17 protein-coding genes and 3 tRNA genes are annotated in these 17,757 nt (G+C 60.9%); 2 read left to right on the top strand and 18 right to left on the bottom strand.

The window, feature by feature from the left end:
• The 14 genes from HY737_00100 to HY737_00035 form a co-directional block, all read right to left on the bottom strand.
• Positions 1–404, bottom strand: a 404-nt coding sequence (locus tag HY737_00100) for a nucleoside-diphosphate kinase (protein ID MBI4596786.1), incomplete at its 3' end; no start/stop codon positions are given.
• A gap of 113 nt (positions 405–517) precedes the next feature.
• Positions 518–607: transfer RNA gene (locus HY737_00095), tRNA-Ser, on the bottom strand.
• Positions 608–752: 145 nt separating this feature from the next.
• A tRNA-Ser gene (locus HY737_00090) sits at positions 753–841 on the bottom strand.
• Positions 842–844: 3 nt separating this feature from the next.
• Positions 845–931, bottom strand: a tRNA-Ser gene (locus tag HY737_00085).
• Between the two features lie 4 nt (positions 932–935).
• Complete coding sequence (locus tag HY737_00080; GenBank protein ID MBI4596785.1) at positions 936–1,664, bottom strand: hypothetical protein; 729 nt, start codon at positions 1,662–1,664, stop codon at positions 936–938.
• Complete coding sequence (gene serS, locus HY737_00075) at positions 1,645–2,901, bottom strand: serine--tRNA ligase (protein MBI4596784.1); 1,257 nt, start codon at positions 2,899–2,901, stop codon at positions 1,645–1,647. Before serS ends, HY737_00080 begins: the two co-directional genes overlap by 20 nt.
• Positions 2,902–2,915: 14 nt before the next feature.
• Entirely contained in the window at positions 2,916–4,382 is a 1,467-nt protein-coding gene (locus HY737_00070; protein ID MBI4596783.1) for an RtcB family protein, read from the bottom strand.
• Between the two features lie 51 nt (positions 4,383–4,433).
• On the bottom strand, positions 4,434–4,856 hold the full coding sequence (locus HY737_00065) for an archease (protein MBI4596782.1): 423 nt from the start codon (positions 4,854–4,856) through the stop codon (positions 4,434–4,436).
• A complete protein-coding gene (locus HY737_00060; GenBank protein ID MBI4596781.1) occupies positions 4,856–5,104 on the bottom strand; it encodes a GIY-YIG nuclease family protein in 249 nt (82 codons plus the stop codon). Before HY737_00060 ends, HY737_00065 begins: the two co-directional genes overlap by 1 nt.
• A gap of 614 nt (positions 5,105–5,718) precedes the next feature.
• Complete coding sequence (frr, locus tag HY737_00055) at positions 5,719–6,291, bottom strand: ribosome recycling factor (GenBank protein MBI4596780.1); 573 nt, start codon at positions 6,289–6,291, stop codon at positions 5,719–5,721.
• 15 nt (positions 6,292–6,306) lie between these two features.
• Positions 6,307–7,080 carry a UMP kinase gene (locus tag HY737_00050; GenBank protein MBI4596779.1) on the bottom strand — a complete coding sequence of 258 codons (774 nt, stop codon included), beginning with the start codon at positions 7,078–7,080 and terminating at the stop codon, positions 6,307–6,309.
• Between the two features lie 5 nt (positions 7,081–7,085).
• Positions 7,086–7,607: an elongation factor Ts gene (locus HY737_00045; GenBank protein ID MBI4596778.1), complete on the bottom strand. Its 522-nt coding sequence runs from the start codon at positions 7,605–7,607 to the stop codon at positions 7,086–7,088.
• Positions 7,594–8,433 carry a 30S ribosomal protein S2 gene (gene rpsB, locus HY737_00040; protein ID MBI4596777.1) on the bottom strand — a complete coding sequence of 280 codons (840 nt, stop codon included), beginning with the start codon at positions 8,431–8,433 and terminating at the stop codon, positions 7,594–7,596. Before rpsB ends, HY737_00045 begins: the two co-directional genes overlap by 14 nt.
• A 2-nt stretch (positions 8,434–8,435) precedes the next feature.
• On the bottom strand, positions 8,436–10,253 hold the full coding sequence (locus HY737_00035; GenBank protein ID MBI4596776.1) for an ABC transporter ATP-binding protein: 1,818 nt from the start codon (positions 10,251–10,253) through the stop codon (positions 8,436–8,438).
• Between the two features lie 79 nt (positions 10,254–10,332).
• On the opposite strand from HY737_00035, the gene HY737_00030 reads away from it, so the two are divergent.
• Together HY737_00030 and lpxB are read left to right on the top strand one after the other, a co-directional pair.
• Positions 10,333–11,298, top strand: a complete 966-nt coding sequence (locus HY737_00030) for a Gfo/Idh/MocA family oxidoreductase (GenBank protein ID MBI4596775.1) — start codon at positions 10,333–10,335, stop codon at positions 11,296–11,298.
• Positions 11,299–11,373: 75 nt separating this feature from the next.
• Positions 11,374–12,522 (top strand): lipid-A-disaccharide synthase, encoded by a 1,149-nt coding sequence (lpxB, locus tag HY737_00025; protein MBI4596774.1) that lies wholly within the window; start codon positions 11,374–11,376, stop codon positions 12,520–12,522.
• On the opposite strand, the gene HY737_00020 is transcribed toward lpxB, so the two are convergent.
• From HY737_00020 to glnA (HY737_00005), 4 genes are all read right to left on the bottom strand, one after another.
• On the bottom strand, positions 12,467–14,443 hold the full coding sequence (locus HY737_00020) for an amino acid permease (protein ID MBI4596773.1): 1,977 nt from the start codon (positions 14,441–14,443) through the stop codon (positions 12,467–12,469). The two genes, lpxB and HY737_00020, sit on opposite strands and share 56 nt — an antisense overlap.
• A gap of 88 nt (positions 14,444–14,531) precedes the next feature.
• Complete coding sequence (glnA, locus tag HY737_00015) at positions 14,532–15,881, bottom strand: type I glutamate--ammonia ligase (GenBank protein MBI4596772.1); 1,350 nt, start codon at positions 15,879–15,881, stop codon at positions 14,532–14,534.
• Positions 15,865–16,581, bottom strand: coding sequence for a gamma-glutamyl-gamma-aminobutyrate hydrolase family protein (locus HY737_00010; protein MBI4596771.1), 717 nt, complete (start codon positions 16,579–16,581; stop codon positions 15,865–15,867). Before HY737_00010 ends, glnA (HY737_00015) begins: the two co-directional genes overlap by 17 nt.
• A 74-nt stretch (positions 16,582–16,655) precedes the next feature.
• On the bottom strand, positions 16,656–17,757 hold a 1,102-nt coding region (glnA, locus tag HY737_00005), incomplete at its 5' end, for a type I glutamate--ammonia ligase (GenBank protein ID MBI4596770.1).

Genomic DNA, 17,757 nt, shown 5'->3' with positions numbered 1-17,757 from the left:
TTCGAGGAAGCGTGAATCACGTTTTCGTAAAGTCCGGTTGTCGTGATCCGGCCATATTGCCCTCGGATCGAAATGGAATCGGCTTCCTCAGGATTCGTCGTCCCCGCAAGCTGACGGACCTTTTCAATGGCCTTATCGCCGGCATAAACCATCGCCAGCACTTTTTTCCGGCTGTGGCGCTTGCCCATAATGTAGTCGATTAACTCGTCAAAAAAAGGTTTGTCGCGGAGCGCTTGGTAGTGGTTCTCTGCCAGCTCTTGTGAAACGCGCAGACACTTCGCAGCTGCGATCTCTAACTTGGCTTCGGACAGTCGCGTTAAAATATTGCCCGTTAAAGACTTAGCCAAGCCGTCCGGCTTGATGAGAATTAACGTTGCTTCGAGGCGTGTCGTCGCATCTGCCATAGTGTGAGCTTAAGATAAGCCCAAGAAAAGGTTTGTAATTATAGCACAGGACAGTTTCACGTCAACCAGCGAGGGACCCGCTAAATCGGCAAGAGGATACCGCCCGTGAACTGCGGAGGAACTGGGATTCGAACCCAGGAGCCACCTTTTGGATGGCTACACGCTTTCCAAGCGTGCCGATTCAGCCACTCTCGCATTCCTCCATTGTAATCATTCATCGGTCAGCGTGCATCGCTTTTCCGTCGAGAGAACATTCGTGGAGCGGCGCCGCAGGCTCGCGATGTCCCTTGTCGGGACATTCCGCTCGCTGCGGCATCCGTTGCTTTTTCCCTTGACGGGAAAAATCAACGGAGAGGGTGGGATTCGAACCCACGAGGGCCTTGCGGCCCTACCGGTTTTCGGGACCGGCTCCTTCAACCGGGCTCAGACACCTCTCCGAACGGAGGAGGTAGGATTCGAACCTACGGTCCACTTGCGTGGACAATGGTTTTCAAGACCATCGCATTCGACCGCTCTGCCACTCCTCCAAACTTACACGCCGAATAATTGGCTCATCGTGGTGAGGTAAATATCGCCGGTGCGATGCCAGGCGTCATCGAGCCACTTGATGAACGAGAAGTCCGGCACCACCAGCGGCAAAAACGCCGAGCCGATGAGCATGGTCGTGACAAAGACCAGCCCGATCGCCAGCAAATACGTTTCAAGATACCAGCGCTTCCGCTCCTGCTGCAGGGCATCCGCGGTGTTGCTCCAATGGAAGGACATCGCCATGCCGATCAAGAAACTGACCGCGCCATCCGTGAGGGTGTGCTCCACCCACCGCCCCATCAGCCACCCCCCGACGCACACCAGCACCATCGCAAAGGGCACGGCGTAGGGGCTGAAGGCTACCAAGGTTGAGCCTTCGGCTCCGCCGTCTTCCGCAGCGCCCTTGCCCCCTTTCATGCGCCCGCCCCGCGGGGCTTGCCCAACACTCGCGACTTGGCCGCCAAAGAGCCACACGGCGACGATGGAAAACAGCTGGTGGCTCATCCGGAACAGCGTCGCGGGCCGATACAGCAAGATATGAATGCCCACATACGTCATGAATCCCCAATCGATCCACGTCAAGACCATGGTTTTCGATCCTGGGAGGTCAATCAGGAGATGATCCCGCAGCGCGCCCACCAGGCTGAAGGCGAACGGAAGCACCACGGCCCCCACCAGCACCTTGATGAACCGCTCCAAGAATGCCGCAATTTTAGAGCGTAGCTTGTCCATCCATGTAGCCTCGCAGCGGTTCGGGGATCGCCACATGACCATCCGGACGCTGATGCGTCTCCAGCAGACAGATCAGCGTCCGCGCTAGCGCAACACCAGAGCCATTCAAGGTATGGACGAAATTCACCTTTTTGCTCCCGGTCTCGCGGTATCGGATATTCGCCCGGCGCGCCTGAAACGCCTCGAAATTGCTGCAACTCGACACTTCGAGATACTGGTTCAGCCCAGGCGCCCAGGCTTCCAGATCGTAGCACTTCGCCGCGGCAAAACTCAGATCGCCGGCGGCCAAACAGACCACCCGGTAATGCAACCCCAGCCGCTGCAGGATGGTCTCGGCATTCTTGAGCAGCGCCTCCAATTCATCGTACGAGGTGTCCGGTCGCACGAATTTCACCAGCTCCACTTTATCGAACTGATGGACTCGCACCATGCCCTTCGTCTCTTTGCCGTAGGAGCCGGCTTCCCGTCGGAAACACGCACTGTACGCCGCGTAGCGAAGCGGCAGCTGGGCTTCCTCAAGAATTTCCTCGCGGTGGAGATTCGTCAGAGGCACCTCAGCCGTCGGAATCAGAAACAGATCATCATCCCGCAGCCGGTACATATCCTCTTCAAACTTCGGCAGCTGCCCGGTCGAAAACATCGACGGGCGGTTGACGAGATAGGGGGGTGCGACTTCCGTGTAGCCGTGCTCCTTCGTCTGCACATCGAGCATCCAGTTGATGAGCGCGCGCTCAAGCCGCGCCCCCTGGCCGGTCAACAGCGGAAAGTGCGAGCCGGCGATCTTCGCTGCACGCGCCAAATCGATGAGTCCGAGCGATTCGCCCAGCGCCATATGCGTCTTGGGCGATGACAACGCGGGCGGCTGCCCGTGCGTTCTCACCACCTGATGCTTCGTCGCATCCCCCACCGGCACCGACGCATGCGGAATGTTCGGGAGGTAGGCCACCTCGGCCAGCAACGCGCCCTCCACCTCTCCACGCTGCTGTTCCAACCGTTTCATCTCTTCGGAGAGCGCTTTCAAATGTGTCGGGGCCGTCACCGGACCGTGGCCTTTTGTTTTCGCAAAGACTTCCGAGGCCGCTTTTTGATCGCGCCGCTGCTGCTCGATGCGCGCGATCAACTCCCGCCGCTGCTGCTCCTTCGCCAGCAGCGGCTCAAGAGAAATCTGCGTGCCGCGCTTCTTCAGCGCCTCCCGCACGATCTCTGGGTTGTCTCGCAGGAGTTTTAAATCCAACATCGCTGCGTGCTCATTTATCCTTTAATCACTCCCAGCGGCCGCAGCCGCACGACGCGTTTCGCTAACCCGGCGTTATGGACGACGCGCACCACGTCATTCACATCTTTATAAGCCGCCGGCTGCTCTTCAGCAACACCTTTTCGGCCGCGGCCCATCACGATCACCCCTTGCTTCTCAAGCTCTTGCTCAATCGAGCGTCCGGCGGCTTGCTTGACCGCCTGGGTGCGCGACATCACGCGCCCCGCCCCATGGCAGCAACTGCCGAAGCTCTCCTCCATGGCCTGCTGGGTTCCGACGAGCACATAGGAGTTGCGGCCCATGTCGCCGGGGATGATCACCGGCTGGCCGATCGCCCGATAGGCCTCTGGCGTCTCAGGATGTCCCGGCGGAAACGCCCTGGTGGCTCCTTTGCGGTGCACGCACACCAGCCGCTGTGTGCCGTCGATGCTGTGGGTCTCAAACTTGGCGATGTTATGCGCGACATCGTAGACCAAGCGCATCCCAAGCGACTCCCAGCTCTTGCCGAAGACGCGCTCGAAGACGTGTCGCGCCAACTGCATCAAACATTGCCGATTCGACCAGGCATAGTTGGCAGCACACCGCATGGCCGCGAGATACCGTTGACCTTCTTCCGACGCGAGAGGCGCGCACGCCAATTGCCGATCCGGCACCGAGATGCCGTATTTCGCCATCGCCGTTTCGGTGACGTCGAGATAATCATCGCAGATTTGGTAGCCGAAGCCCCGCGAGCCGGAGTGGATCATGACGGCCACTTGGCCTTGCGCAAGACCCATGACATTGGCCGCCGGCTCATCGTACACCGTCTCAACCGCCTGCACCTCGAGAAAATGATTGCCGGAGCCGAGCGTGCCGAGCTGATCAGCGCCGCGCTGAAAGGCCCGATCCGACACCGCCGAGGGATCCGCGCCCTCAAGACAGCCGCGCGACTCCGTATGCTCGACATCGTCTTTCACGCCGTAGCCCTGGCCGATCATCCACCGCGAGCCTTGCGTCATGACGCGATCCGCATCCTTCTTGCTGACGCGAATCTCCCCGCGCATCCCTACCCCGCAGGGGATATCGCGGAACAAGGCGGCGACCAGCGGCCGGATCTTCGGCTGCACCTCTTCGACCGTGAGGTCCGTGCGCATGAGTCTGACGCCGCAATTAATGTCGTAGCCGACCCCGCCGGGGGAAATCACGCCTTCTTTCGCATCCACCGCTGCGACACCGCCTATTGGGAAGCCATAGCCCCAGTGGATATCCGGCATGGCCATCGAGGCTTTGACGATGCCGGGTAAGTGGGCAACGTTGGCCACTTGCTGCAGCGACTGATCCGTCGTGATATCCCCGAGCAGATGTTCATCGGAAAAAATCAGGCCCGGCACGCGCATGCCGCACGCGTATGACGTCGGGATGCGCCAACGGTAGTCGTCAATTTTTTCCAGCTGTCCTGTCCACGTCCGCTCTGCAACCGACATCTCTCAATTCGATATCAGATATGAAAGGGCCCTTTCATATCTGATATCGCCTTAAATATCGACGATGACGCGGCCGAACCAGCGGCCAGTGACCTCTTTCACTTCCAAGTGGTGCCGTGTGATGGCTTTCACTTCGCGGCCTTGCACATGCCGGGCTTGATCAAAGATATCGCCGCGGACCGTGCCGCGCAGCGTTGTCGGTGTGACCTCGGCCAACTCATACGCCGCCGGCACGAATCGATCGACCGAGAACCAATACAGGATCTCTTGTAGCCATGCCAGCACGAGCGATGGGGCGTCTTGCGCCTTCAAGGCCACCGGCCTCGCCGTGCGCGGCGATAGCTCGCTATCCTCAATGAGCAATTCGATCAGGCCTTGCGCCAAATGGATGCACAACTCCGCCAGGGTGGCCCCTTCCGCCGCGATGCCGACGTCGGCGGTGTGGTCGAAGAACGTATAACCCTTCTCGGCCATCAGGAATGGCCGTTGATGAGGGCCAGCTTCTTTCGACGCGGCCAGGATTTGATTTTGAGCTCTCGACGCAGGGCGGCCGATTTTGTCTTGTGGCGCTCCAGGTGTGCCAGCTTGGCCAACCCATGGCTTCGCACGTACTGGGATCCTCTGCCGGCGGCATGGTGTGCCAGACGCTGCTCAACATTCAGGGTAATCCCCGTATAGAGCGAGGCGTCTTGGCATTGGAGGATGTAGAGGTACCAAGTCATTTTCTAACTCTTGGTGGTCCCTCCGCCGGCCTTCCGGATCCCGGCCGGCTACGGGATCATTTTGCATCCGCCAGCGCGGATGCAAAATGGGCCGCCTGGGACTCGAACCCAGCACCCACAGCTTAAACATGTGTGTTAGCTGCATGTCGCCATGCAGATCAGACTATCCCATCCCCCGACGATTTGCAAAGTGCTGCGCCGGGGGTCCCGATTATAGTCGTTGAACCTTCCCCGCTTCCCGCTCAATTTTCTGCGGCGGGTGGGGCTTGGCTGCGGATTATCTGCACCCTTGGCTTATAACCTTTTAGGTACCGTGGGATACACAGACTTCCCCGCAAGTTACGGGATTGACGCCGACCAGTTACCTGGCCGTGGCCCTCGACTGAAGGCTGTTGCTCTGCCTGATGAGCTAGCGGCCCGAATTAGTCAAAGAACAACGGTGATTACACAGATTATTAAGAGATGATTACACAGATTACGACGTCCTAATCGGTGTAATCGCGTTTCATAATCTGTGTAATCACGTCGTGGTTTGTGCCATCATTATAACAAAAGCGCCCGAGGGACTTCGGGCGCTTTTGCGAGCTGCACGACGTGGCTGAGCAATGACCAGCTCAAACGCTGTGCAACTCCTGCTCTTTGGATTTCACGAGTTGATCGAGGCTGGCGATATACTTATCCGTCAGCTTTTGGACGTGATCTTGCGCCTTGAAGGACTCATCTTCGCTGATCTGCTTGTCGGTCTTGAGCTTCTTCACCGTCTCGTTGGCGTCGCGGCGGATGGTGCGGATGTTGACTCGACCTTCCTCGGCCATCCGGTGCACCACTTTCGTCAGCTCTTCGCGCCGCTCTCCGGTCAGCGGCGGAATCGGCAGCCGCACGAGCTTGCCCTCCACCACCGGATTGATCCCCAGCGACGCCTTGAGAATCGCCTTCTCGATATCCTGAACCGCCTTGGCATCCCACGGCTGAATGACGAGCAGGCTCGGCTCCGGGGCCGTGATCGCCGCCAACTGCTTCAACGGCGTGGGTGTGCCGTAATACTCGACGGTGATGTGCTCCACGAGTGCTGGGGTCGCGCGTCCGCCGCGGATCTCGCTGAATTCTCGCGTGAGGGTCGCCAGCGCCTTTTTCATTTTATCTTCGATCTCTTTGAAGAGCGTTTGCGTAGTCACGACCGTCGCCATGGCGAAACCCTCCTCTTACTTTGTATTGACGACACGGGTGCCGACGGGCTCGCCGCAGACCGCCCGCCGGATGTTGCCGACCCGGTGCAGATTAAAGACGATGATGGGAATCTTGCCGTCCATGCAGAGGCTGACGGCGGTGGCATCCATCACCTGGAGCCGCTTCTTGAGGACGTCAAAGAAGCTGAGCGTCGTAAATTTCTTCGCCTGGCGGTTCTTGCGCGGGTCATCGGTGTAGACGCCATCGACGTTGGTGGCTTTGAGCACCACCTCCGCGCCGATTTCCATCGCGCGCAACGCCGCCGTGGTGTCCGTCGTGAAAAACGGATTGCCCGTCCCCCCGACGAAAATCACCACGCGGCCCTTCTCCAGGTGCCGAATGGCGCGCCGCCGGATGTACGGCTCAGCCACTTTCGCCACCTCAATGGCGGTTTGCACTCGCGTGGCGACCCCAGCGCGCTCCAGCACATCCTGGAGGGCGAGCCCATTAATGATGGTGGCCAGCATCCCCATGTAATCGGCGGTGGCGCGCTCCATGCCGGTGCTGGAGGCGGTGTCCATGCCGCGGAAAATGTTGCCGCCTCCGACGACCACGGTGATCTGCACCCCGAGATCTCTGATGTCCTTGATCTGTCCGGCGAGATTCTTGAGGACCGCGGGATCGATCCCGAACCCCAGCGAGCCTTGCAGGGCTTCGCCGCTGAGTTTCAACACAATGCGTTTGTACTTCGGCGTTGTTGATGACGCCGTGGGTGGTGTTGCTCGCGTTTTTAACTCCGCACTCCGCATGTGGGTTACTCCCCGAGGGTAAATCGAACGAACCGCCGGATCACCACATTCTCGCCGGTCTTGCCGATGAGCTGTTTCAGCAGCTCCTTCATCGTGACACTCGGATCTTTGATGAACGCCTGCTCCAGCAGGCACTGCTCTTTCTGCTCTTCAGGGCTCAGCGTCGCGCCGGCGGGGGCCTCCTCCGCCCTGACGAAGCGCGGATTCATCGCCGCCACTTGCAGGGCGACGTGGCGGCAGAACTGGATGAAATCCTCGGTGCGGGCGACGAAATCCGTTTCGCAATTGACTTCGGCGAGCGCGGCCAGCCGGCCGTTGTGGTGCACGTAGGATTCCACGCGGCCCTGGCCGGTGGCGCGGCCCTCGCGTTTCTCAGCCATCGCCGCGCTCTGCCGCTTCAAATACTCCATCGCCTTCGCCTCATTGCCGCCGGCGGACTCTAAGGCCTTGCGGACGTCGGAGACGGCGGCGCCCGTCTTCTCCCGCAACGCCTTAATGGCGTCCAAGCTGACTTTATGCGCGGCCATGGGGGGGAGCATCCTTGTCCTCGGCGGCGGGCTTGGCGGCGGCGGGCGCTGCCGGAGCGACGGCGGCCGCCGGCTCCTCAGCCGCTGCCGATTCCGCCGCGGCCTGGCGCTCAACTTCGGCCGCTTGCTGCACGGTTTCGAGGTGGCGCCGCCAGCCGGTGGCAATCGCGTCGGCCACCAGCGAGACCATCAGCCGCACGGAGCGGATGGCATCGTCGTTGCCTGGGATCGGATAGCTGATCAGATCAGGGTCGGTATTCGTGTCGCAGATGGCGATCACCGGGATGTTGAGCCGATTCGCCTCGCGCACCGCAATCTCTTCCCGCTTCGTGTCGACGACGAAGAGCCCTCCGGGCGTCTTGAGCATCTCGGCGAGCCCGGAGAAATGCTCCTCCAACCGCTCGAGCTGGTGGCCGAGCCGCTTGGCGTCCTTCTTGATGATCCGCTCAAAGAACCCGTCGGCCTTCTGCTGGCGCAGTGTGCGCATCCGCTCGATATTCACCTTAATCGTCTGGAAATTGGTGAGGGTGCCGCCGAGCCAGCGATTCGTGACGTACGGCATCCCGCAGCGCGCCGCCTGCTCTTCCAAGATCGGCTTGGCTTGCTTTTTGGTGCCGACAAAGAGCACGAGCTGCCCCTTGGCGGCGAGCTCCTCCACGCACTGCAAGGCCGCCGCCAGGCACTGCTCGGTTTTCTCAAGATCAATGATGTAAATCCCCGCGCGCCGGCCGAAGATGAACCGTTTCATCTTCGGATTCCAGCGCTTCGTTTGATGGCCGAAATGCACTCCCGCATCCAGCAACTGCCGAACCAACGCGCTCGCCATGCTCACGACTCCTTGTCGTCCGACGACGGCTCTGCGTGAATGAGCTGCAGCTCACAGAATCTGCGGTAGAGCAGACTCTTCTGCAGAAGCTCGTCGTGACTGCCAGACTCCACAATGCGCCCTTCCTGGATCAAGACGAGCCGGTGGGCGAGCCGGACCGTCGACAACCGATGCGCAATCACAATGACCGTGCGATTCTTCCTCACCCGCTCGATGGCCTCGGTGATCAGGTGCTCCGACTGGGCATCGAGCTGGCTGGTGGCCTCGTCAAAAATCAAAATGGGGGGGTCCGTCAGCAGGGCTCTGGCGATCGCCAGGCGCTGGCGCTCTCCGCCGGAGAGCAGGTGCCCGCGCTCGCCGATGATCGTGTCATAGCCCTTCGGCAGCTTGCTGATGAACTCGTGGGCGTTGGCCACCTTGGCCGCCTCGACAATGTCGGGCAGCTCCGCGGCGGGGCGCGCTAAGGCGATATTGGCGCGCACGCTCTCGTTGAACAAAAAGGTTTCCTGCGTCACCAGGCCGATGTGCGCTCGCAGCGACGCCAGGGTGACATGCTTGACATCAATGCCGTCGATTTTGACGCGTCCCGCCGTCGGATCATAGAACCGCGGCAGCAGATTGACCAGCGTGCTTTTGCCCCCGCCGCTGGGACCCACCAAGGCGATCGTCTCCCCCGCCGCAATCGTCAGGGAGACGTTGCGTAGCGCGGGCTGGCCGTCATAGTGAAATGACACATGCTCGTAGATGATCTCGCGATGAAATGGCGGCAGCACGCGCGCCTTCGCGTGCTCAATGACCGTCGGGGCCGTCTCCAAGACGTCGAAGACCCGCTCGGCTGAGGCGAGCGCTTGCTGATAAGTCCCGTGCAGTTTGGAGAGGCGTTTCAGCGGCCGAAAGCAGGAGAGCATCGCGCCCAAAAACGCCACGAAGGTTCCGAAGGTCATCCGCCCATCCAGCACGGCATGCACGCCGTAATAGAAGATGAACGCGGCGGCCACCGACCCGACGATTTCCGTCAGGGGTGCCAGGGCCGTGATCCGCTTCTGAATCTTCCGGTTGACGACATAGGAGCGGCGGTTGACGTCGGCGAACTTCGCCTTGGCTTGCGACTCCACCCGGAAGGCCTGGATCACCTGAATCCCGGAGATCGACTCTAAGATCGTGGAGTTGAGCTGCCCCATGACGAGCTGGCTTTGCTGCGAGAGCTTCTTGAGGAAGCGGCCGATGCGATTGACCGGAAACGCAATCAACGGCACGATGACCGCGATGATGAGCGAGAGTTTCCAGTTAATCGCGAGGGCAAGGGCTAAGGCCCCCAGCAGCTGGAAGGTTTGGAAGATCAGGTCGGTGAGCCCTTCGGTCAGCGCGTTTTGCACGATGCTGGTATCGTAGAGAATCCTCGACATGGTTTTGCCGGTCGAGGATTTGTAGTGGAAATCCAGGGACAGCGTCACATAGCGATCAAACAGGGCCTGCCGAAGATCTCGAGCCACCCGTTGGGAGGCGTCAAACATGTAAAACGTCTGCCAAAACTCCACCACCCCCTTGATGATGAAGAGGACCGGGATGGCGATGGTGGAGTAGATCAGCAGTGTCGCGGGAGACGTGTGATTGAACCAATTCACAAGGTTGGCGAGCCACAGCGGCAGCCACAATGGTGTTGGGATCACGTTGTGCGTGATAATGCGGTCGGCAAGCGGGATCAGCGCGCTTAATTGGATGATGCCCAGGAAGGTGCAGACCGCCATACAGACCACGGCCAGCCCGAAGGTGCCCAGGTGAGGGCGCAAATAGCGTAACAGCTTGAGATAGGTAGACATAAGCAGGCTATTATAGCCTACCTGTTGACGTCGAGCAAGGGGTTCTGTTACACTCAATCACTCCCCTATGACATCCCCTGTGAGAGTTGCGGTTATCGGTGTTGGCCATTTGGGCAGCCGGCATGCCGAGATTTATGCGGGCATGCCGGGTGTTCAACTGGTGGCCGTCTGTGATCTTGATGCCGCGCGGGCGAACGCGCTGTCGCAACGCCTTCGCTGCGAATCAGTTACAGATTTCCGCCAGCTCCTCGGCCGCATTGATGCGGCCAGTCTCGCCGTCCCCACCAGTCTCCATGCCCAACTGGGCCAGCCGCTGTTGGCCTCCGGCATCCACCTGTTGATTGAGAAACCGATCGCCACGACCCTCAACGACGCCGACCGCCTCATCCGCGCGGCCGCAGCGCACCGTTGCGCGCTCCAGATCGGGCATGTGGAGCGGTTTAACGCCGCGATTAGCACCGCCCTCTCGCATCTCACCCGCCCGCGATTCATCGAAGTGCACCGGCTGTCCCCCTATCCCTTCCGCGGTACCGATGTCAGCGTCATCCTGGATGTGATGATCCACGATCTGGATTTGCTCCTGCTGGTGGTGGAGCCGCCGATCGCCCGCATCGATGCGGTCGGCGTGTCCGTGCTCTCCGCCAGCGAGGATATCGCCAATGCGCGGGTCACCTTCCGCTCCGGCTGCACCGCGAATCTGACCGCCAGCCGCATCAGCGACGAGACGATGCGCCGCATCCGCGTTTTTCAGGAGGACAGCTACCTCTCCATTGATTACAAAGCGCAAACGGTTGAGCTGGCCCGCCTGACGGCGAGGCAGGCCCGCAAAGGCGACCAGGCCATTGAGCGCGTCAACTTGCCGGTGAACCAGCGGCCCCCGCTGCAGGATGAGCTGGCGTCCTTCATCCGGGCCGTAACGACCAAGCAGCCTCCGCTGGTGTCCGGCGAGGATGGACGCGCCGCACTCGCTCTGGCGCTTCGGATTGAGCACGCCATGCGCCGTTCTCGAAACCGTGACCCACGACACATGACCCACGACACATGACAACAGCACTCAATCCTCGAGACAAACAGCGGTCATGGGTCATGGGTCATGCGTCATGGGTCGCTCTTCCCTAAGATGTCCTCAATCCTTCTCGTCGCCGGCGATCCATCCGGCGATGCGCATGCCGCCCGCTTGATCGAGGCGCTGAAGCGTCAAGATCCGACGCTGACGTTTGCCGCGCTCGGCGGACCGGCCATGCAGCGCGCCGGCGCTGTGCTGCTGGATGAGCTGACCCAAACGGCCTCGATCGGCCCGTTTGACGCCGCCAGGCACCTGGGGCGGTTTCTCCGCGCCAAACGGCTGTTTGAAGCGCGCCTGCGCACCCAGCGTCCTGACCTTGTGATTCTCGTCGACTTCGGCGACTTCAACCTGCCGGTCATCGCACCCCTCGCGAAACGCCACGGTGTTGCGGTGCTCTATTACATCAGCCCGCAGCTTTGGGCCTGGGGGCGCTGGCGGCTGCGGTATGTCCAGCGCTACGTCGATCGGATGGTGGTCTTCCTGCCCTTTGAAAAAACGCTGTACGAGCAGGTCGGGGTGGCGGTCACGTGGGTGGGGCATCCGCTCGTTGAGCATGCGCGGCCCTCGCTGACGAAAGACGCCGCGCTGGCGCGGTATCGGCTCAACCCCTGGCGGCGGACGGTGGGCTTGCTGCCCGGGTCCCGCGAGGACGAAGTGCGCCGGCACCTGCCCCTCATGCTGGCGGCAGCTCACCGCATGACCGCGCACATGCCGGGATTGCAATTTCTGATCGTCAAAGCGCCCGGGCTGCCGCGCAGCGCCATGGACCGCGCCGTGCGCGCAGCACAGTGCGAGGTGCGCCTCGCGGAGGGAGCGCTCGCCGATGCGCTGCAGGTGATGGAGGCGGCCGTCGTCGCCTCAGGCACCGCCACCCTTGAAACGGCGCTCGGCGACGTGCCAATGGTGGTGGTGTATCGCGCCTCATGGCCGACGTATGCGGCCGCGCGTCTCGTGCTCCGCGTGCCGTCCATCGGCTTGGTGAATGTGGTCGCGGGCCGGCCGATCGTGCCGGAATTGATTCAGTGCCGCGCCACGCCGAGGGGCCTTGCCTCGCGCGTCGTGGAGCTCTTGCGGGATGAGGAGCGGTGCGCAGCGATGCGGCAGTCCCTGCGAGAGGTCGCGCGGACGCTCGGCCCGCCAGGCGCGGTTACGAGGGCCGCGCTGGCAGTGACGGAAATGCTCCGCTCGGCTTCGCGGTCATGATCCATACCCGGCCGGGCGCATTGCGGATGACGTGCTCCACCGTCGAGCCAAGCCAGGAAATTCCCGGGGCGGCTTGACGCGGCTTGGCCCACAAGATAATCAGATCGTAGGCGCCCTCGAGCGCAAACTCCACAATCGCCTCCCCGGCCAGGCGCGCTTGCTTGACCTGCGCCTCAATCGGCACCTCAAACTCCCGTCCGATCGCCTGCGCTTGCTCGACAATCGAGTCGGCGACGGCGAGTTTTTCAGGGAAAAAGGTGTCGAGCGGCAGCGAGGGGGGAATCTCAATGACGTGCAGCGCGGTGAGGGTGGCCCCGTGCATCTTGGCGATCTTCGCGGCAAACTGCACCGCGTCGTTGGCTTGCGCGCTCGTCGTCGGCACGAGGAGGCGCTTCACCTTCACCGGCTGATAATCGGGCATTTTCAGGCGCTCAATCTCCACGTGGCCCGCGGCCGGCAGCCGCTGCTGGTGCCGATACACAAAGTAGCAGGTGAGCCCAACTCCCAACCATAAGAAGCCGAGATTCCGCCCCGCCGGTTTCGTCAGAATCACATCAACCCACACCGCCATCGTGCCCAATAATCCCAGCACGGCGGTCCACGGCAGCTCAATCGCGCCGAACCGCAGCGCCCATCGAATCTTAAACGGCCGCTCCAAGGCCGGCTGGCGGATCCGCAACCCCAGCAGCGACAGGTGGGCCAAGGCAAACGAGAGCATCGCGCCGAAGTTGTACAAATCCGCGATGTGCGTGAGGTTCTTCGCCACCATGACGATGGCGGCGGCGATCCCGGTAAAGACGAGCAGCGAAACATACGGCGTGCGAAAGCGAGGATGCAGCCGGTAGAAAATGCGCGGCAGGGTAAAGTGCTCGCTCATCGCAAACGTCAGGCGCGAGGCGCCGATCAAGCCTGCGTTGGCGGCGACGAACAGAATGGTGCCGCCGAGCAGCCCCACCCAGGGGGCGAGGTACTGCCGGCCGAACGGCATGGACGCCGCGATGCCGGCAATGGGATCTTCCAGGTAATGCGTCGTCAGCTCCTGCGGGCTGAGCGCGGTCAGGGCGATGGACGAAATCCCGAAGTAGAGGACGAGCAGCGTGACCATCGTCGAGAGCATGGCGCGCGGGACGGTGCGCGACGGCTTCCGCGCCTCGCCAGCCAGTTGCGAGATGGACTCAATACCGATGTACGCCACCATGGCCATCCCCACCCCTTTCCAGAACTGGGGCCAGGTGGGCGACCAGGCGGCATCCGGCAGCCCGACGCGCATCCCGACCCACAATTGGTGCAGATGGTGGAGGAACTGCTGGGGATGGGCGATTTCCATGAGAAAGATAAATCCGAAGGTAATGATGGCCAGCTGCGTGGCGATATCAAAGACGCACAGCAGCAAGGAAATGCGGGTGGATTCTTTAATGCCGAGCACATTGATGGCTAAGAGCATTCCCAGCACGATGAGGGTAAACGACACGTTGCCGACCGGAGAACCCAATAGCGGAACCCATTGGGCGATGGCCGGCACGTTGGCCAGGTAGGGCCCGATGGAATAGGCGGAAATGGCGATGGTGACGATGTAGTCGAGCAGCAAGGCCCAGCCGGCGATAAACGAGACGAGATCATTAAACGCGTGCCGCGCGAAGCTGCAGGAGCCGCCCGATTCCGGCATGGCGGCGGAGAGCTCGGTATAGGTCAGGACGGTGCAAAAGAACACGAACCCCGCGAGGGCTAACGCCAAGGGCGTGGCGCCCAGCGCATACAGCGTGGTGACGCCGAGCGCGTAGTAGATGGAGGAGCCGACATCGCCGTAGCCGATGGAGAAGAGCTGGGCGGAGCCGAGGACCCGGTGGAGGCTGCCCTTGTCCACCACGGTGACACGGGAAGAGGGCGGTTCCGAAAAGTCGATTGTCCCTTTATTGGCCATCGAGAGGATGATTACAGTGATTTCAACTGCTGATTACAGCGATTACGCAGATCCTCATCACTGTAATCATTTTTGAAAATCACCGTAATCATAATAATGGAAAGTAGGTCTTGAGCTCGTAATCGGTGAGCGCCGCGCAAAATCGATTATACTCGATTTGCTTGTTCTGCAGGAAGGAATGATACACGTGCTCCCCGAGCGCGCGCTTGAGCAGCGCGCTGCCGCGGGCCAGCTCGATGGCCGCACCCAGGTGGCTCGGCAGCTGCGCGATGCGCCGCCGTTGCCGCTCCTCATCGCTGAGCGCGAAGACGTTTTCCTCCGTCGGCTCCGGCGCGCTGAGCTTCTGTCCAATGCCCTCAAGGCCGGCGGCCAGGATCACGCTGAAGGCGAGATACGGGTTGCAGGCCGGATCCGGCGAGCGCAGCTCGATGCGGGCCGCCTCTTCTTTGCCCGGCTTGTACATCGGGATGCGAATCAGATCCGAGCGGTTGCGCGTCGCCCACGTCACGTAGACCGGCGCCTCAAACCCGGGGACGAGCCGCTTGTACGAATTGACCCATTGATTGAGGACCAGCGTCATCTCCGGCGCGTGGGCCAGCAGCCCCGCCATGAACTGCTTCGCGGTTTTTGAGAGGTGCATCCGGTCATTCGCGTCAAAAAAGGCGTTGCGCGGTCCGCGGAACAGCGACATATTCACGTGCATGCCGGAGCCGTTATGGCCGCTCATCGGCTTGGGCATGAAACTGGCGTAGACGCCATGCTTGAAGGCGATTTCCTTGACGACGAGCCGATAGGTCATGACGTTGTCCGCCATAGTCAGCGCGTCGGTGTAGCGGAAATCGATCTCGTGCTGGGAAGGTGCGGCCTCATGGTGCGAATATTCCACACCGATCCCCATCTCTTCCATCGCCAAGATGATATCGCGGCGGATGTCAGAGGCGGCATCCAGCGGGGTCAGATCAAAGTATCCCCCCACATCAATGGGCACTGGGGCCTCGCTGCTTTTGAAAAAGAAGAACTCGAGCTCCGGGCCGACGTAAAAGGTCAGGCCCAGTTTGCTCGCGTGAGCCAGGTTGCGCTTGAGCACAGAGCGCGGATCGCCTTCAAACAATTTCCCGCCAGGATAGGTCACATCGCAGAACATTCTCGCCACAGCGTTTTCCTTGGGCCGCCACGGCAGAATGCAGAAGGTGTTCGGATCGGGGAGGGCGAGCATGTCCGACTCATCGATGCGCGCGAAGCCTTCGATGGAAGAGCCATCGAACCCCATGCCCTCTTCCAGAGCTTTCTCCAGCTCATCGATGGTGATGGCGAAGCTCTTGAGCATCCCGAGGATATCGGTGAACCACAGGCGGATGAAGCGCACGTCGTGCTCTTTGGCGAGCCGGAGCACGTACTGCTTGTCTTTGCGTAAGAGGCGCTTAATGGCTGCGGGCATGGTGTGCAAATGTCGTCGCAACATGGTGGCCGAGCACTTGAAGTCGATTGATGTGCTGCGGCGATTGTCGACGGATCGTCATGGGATCAATCGTCCCTCGCAGGGACGCGAGTTCTGCGCGATTGCCTGGGACGCGCATCCACGCGCGGATGATCGCTTCGGTGACTTCGACGTGAAACTGCACGCCGTAGGCGTTGTCGCCGTAGCGAAAGGCCTGCTGAGCGCACAGCGGCGAGCTCGCCAACTGCACCGCGCCCTTGGGCAGCGCAAACGTATCGCCGTGCCATTGGAAGACGGTCTCGGTTTGGCCGAAGATGTCCCACATCGGATCGCCGTCAGCTCCGGGCTCGCGCATCAAGGGATACCAGCCGATTTCCTTCTGCGGATTCTTGGTCACCTTCGCCCCCAACGCGGCCGCCAGCATCTGCGCGCCCAGGCACACGCCGAGGATCGGCCGTTTTGCGGCGATGGCCTCTTCTAAAAACGCCAACTCCTTCTTGATCCACGGGTACTTCCTCTGCTCATACACGCTCTGCGGCCCACCCATGGACACGATGCCGTTTGCGTCGTCGGGTTTCGGCCATATGGCTTGTGTATCAGCCGCGTTGAGCGTGCGAATCGTCAAGCCGCTCTGCATGAATATCGGTTCAAACGTCCCCAGCCGCTCATGCGGCACATGCTGAATGACCAAGAGCGTCATCTCTGAAGGCACAAGGCGATATCAGATATCGAATTCGATATCTGATATCGCCTTTGCTTCGCCAATCTGCGGTTTTAGGCGTCGAAGTACAGGTAGAACTCATACGGATGCGGCCGCAAGCGGACCTTGTCGATCTCCAGCCGCTTGTACTCGAGCCACACCTCGATGACATCCTTGGTGAAGACCCCGCCCTTCACGAGGAAGTCGTGGTCCTTCTCCAGGGCATCGAGCGACTCGCCGAGCGAGCCAGGCACCTGTTTGGGGGCTCGGTCGGATGCCATTTCATAAATATTCTCATCCACCGGCTTGCCCGGATCGATCCGGTTCTGAATCCCGTCCAACCCGGCCATGAGCATCGCGGCAAACGAGATGTACGGGTTGCAGGCTGGATCCGGTGCGCGGAACTCCACCCGCTTGCTCTTGGGGTAGTCCACGTAGACCGGGATGCGGCAGATCGCCGAGCGGTTACGCGCCGAATACGCCAAGTTGACTGGCGCCTCGTAGCCAGGGACGAGCCGCTTATACGAGTTGGTCGTCGGGGCGGCGAAGGCGAGAATCGCCGGCGCGTGCTTGATCAAACCGCCGATGTACCACTTGCACATCTGGCTGATCTTGGCATATCCGTTCTTGTCGAAGAACGTATTCGTGCCGGATTTGGTGATGCTCTGGTGGGTGTGCATGCCGGAGCCGTTGTCGCCGAAGAGCGGCTTGGGCATGAAGGTCGCCACTCTGTTGTTCGCGTGGGCGACATTCTTGATGATGTACTTGAGCATCATCAGATGGTCGGCCATTTTTGTCAGTGAGGCGTAGCGCATGTCGATCTCGCACTGGCCTGCCGTGGCCACCTCGTGGTGGTGTTTCTCGACGGGCACGCCGGCCGCCCGCGCTTTATTCATGATCTGGCTGCGGATGCCCTGCAGCGCATCGTGCGGCGGCACCGGGAAGTAGCCTTCCTTAAACCGGGGTTTGTACCCGAGGTTCGGCTTCTCATCCTTGCCGGAGTTCCACTCCCCTTCGATGGAGTCGATGTAGTAGTAGGCTGAATTCTCCGTCGAATCAAAACGGATGTCATCGAAGATGAAAAACTCCGGCTCCGGCCCCCAGTAGCTCACATCGCCGATGCCGGTCTTCGTGAGATACGCTTCGGCTTTCTTGGCGATATAGCGGGGATCGCGA

Source organism: Candidatus Omnitrophota bacterium (assembly GCA_016209275.1).
Lineage (GTDB): Bacteria > Omnitrophota > Gorgyraeia > Aquiviventales > Aquiviventaceae > JACQWM01.
This window is presented reverse-complemented; position numbering and strand designations above follow the sequence as displayed.

Coding starts and splice junctions, on each gene's coding strand:
- HY737_00080 (MBI4596785.1), bottom strand. CDS start 1,664: ATGGACAAGCTACGCTCTAAAATTGCGGCATTCTTGGAGCGGTTCATC.
- serS (MBI4596784.1), bottom strand. CDS start 2,901: ATGTTGGATTTAAAACTCCTGCGAGACAACCCAGAGATCGTGCGGGAG.
- HY737_00070 (MBI4596783.1), bottom strand. CDS start 4,382: ATGTCGGTTGCAGAGCGGACGTGGACAGGACAGCTGGAAAAAATTGAC.
- HY737_00065 (MBI4596782.1), bottom strand. CDS start 4,856: ATGGCCGAGAAGGGTTATACGTTCTTCGACCACACCGCCGACGTCGGC.
- HY737_00060 (MBI4596781.1), bottom strand. CDS start 5,104: ATGACTTGGTACCTCTACATCCTCCAATGCCAAGACGCCTCGCTCTAT.
- frr (MBI4596780.1), bottom strand. CDS start 6,291: ATGGCGACGGTCGTGACTACGCAAACGCTCTTCAAAGAGATCGAAGAT.
- HY737_00050 (MBI4596779.1), bottom strand. CDS start 7,080: ATGCGGAGTGCGGAGTTAAAAACGCGAGCAACACCACCCACGGCGTCA.
- HY737_00045 (MBI4596778.1), bottom strand. CDS start 7,607: ATGGCCGCGCATAAAGTCAGCTTGGACGCCATTAAGGCGTTGCGGGAG.
- rpsB (MBI4596777.1), bottom strand. CDS start 8,433: ATGGCGAGCGCGTTGGTTCGGCAGTTGCTGGATGCGGGAGTGCATTTC.
- HY737_00035 (MBI4596776.1), bottom strand. CDS start 10,253: ATGTCTACCTATCTCAAGCTGTTACGCTATTTGCGCCCTCACCTGGGC.
- lpxB (MBI4596774.1), top strand. CDS start 11,374: ATGTCCTCAATCCTTCTCGTCGCCGGCGATCCATCCGGCGATGCGCAT.
- HY737_00020 (MBI4596773.1), bottom strand. CDS start 14,443: ATGGCCAATAAAGGGACAATCGACTTTTCGGAACCGCCCTCTTCCCGT.
- glnA (MBI4596772.1), bottom strand. CDS start 15,881: ATGCCCGCAGCCATTAAGCGCCTCTTACGCAAAGACAAGCAGTACGTG.
- HY737_00010 (MBI4596771.1), bottom strand. CDS start 16,581: ATGACGCTCTTGGTCATTCAGCATGTGCCGCATGAGCGGCTGGGGACG.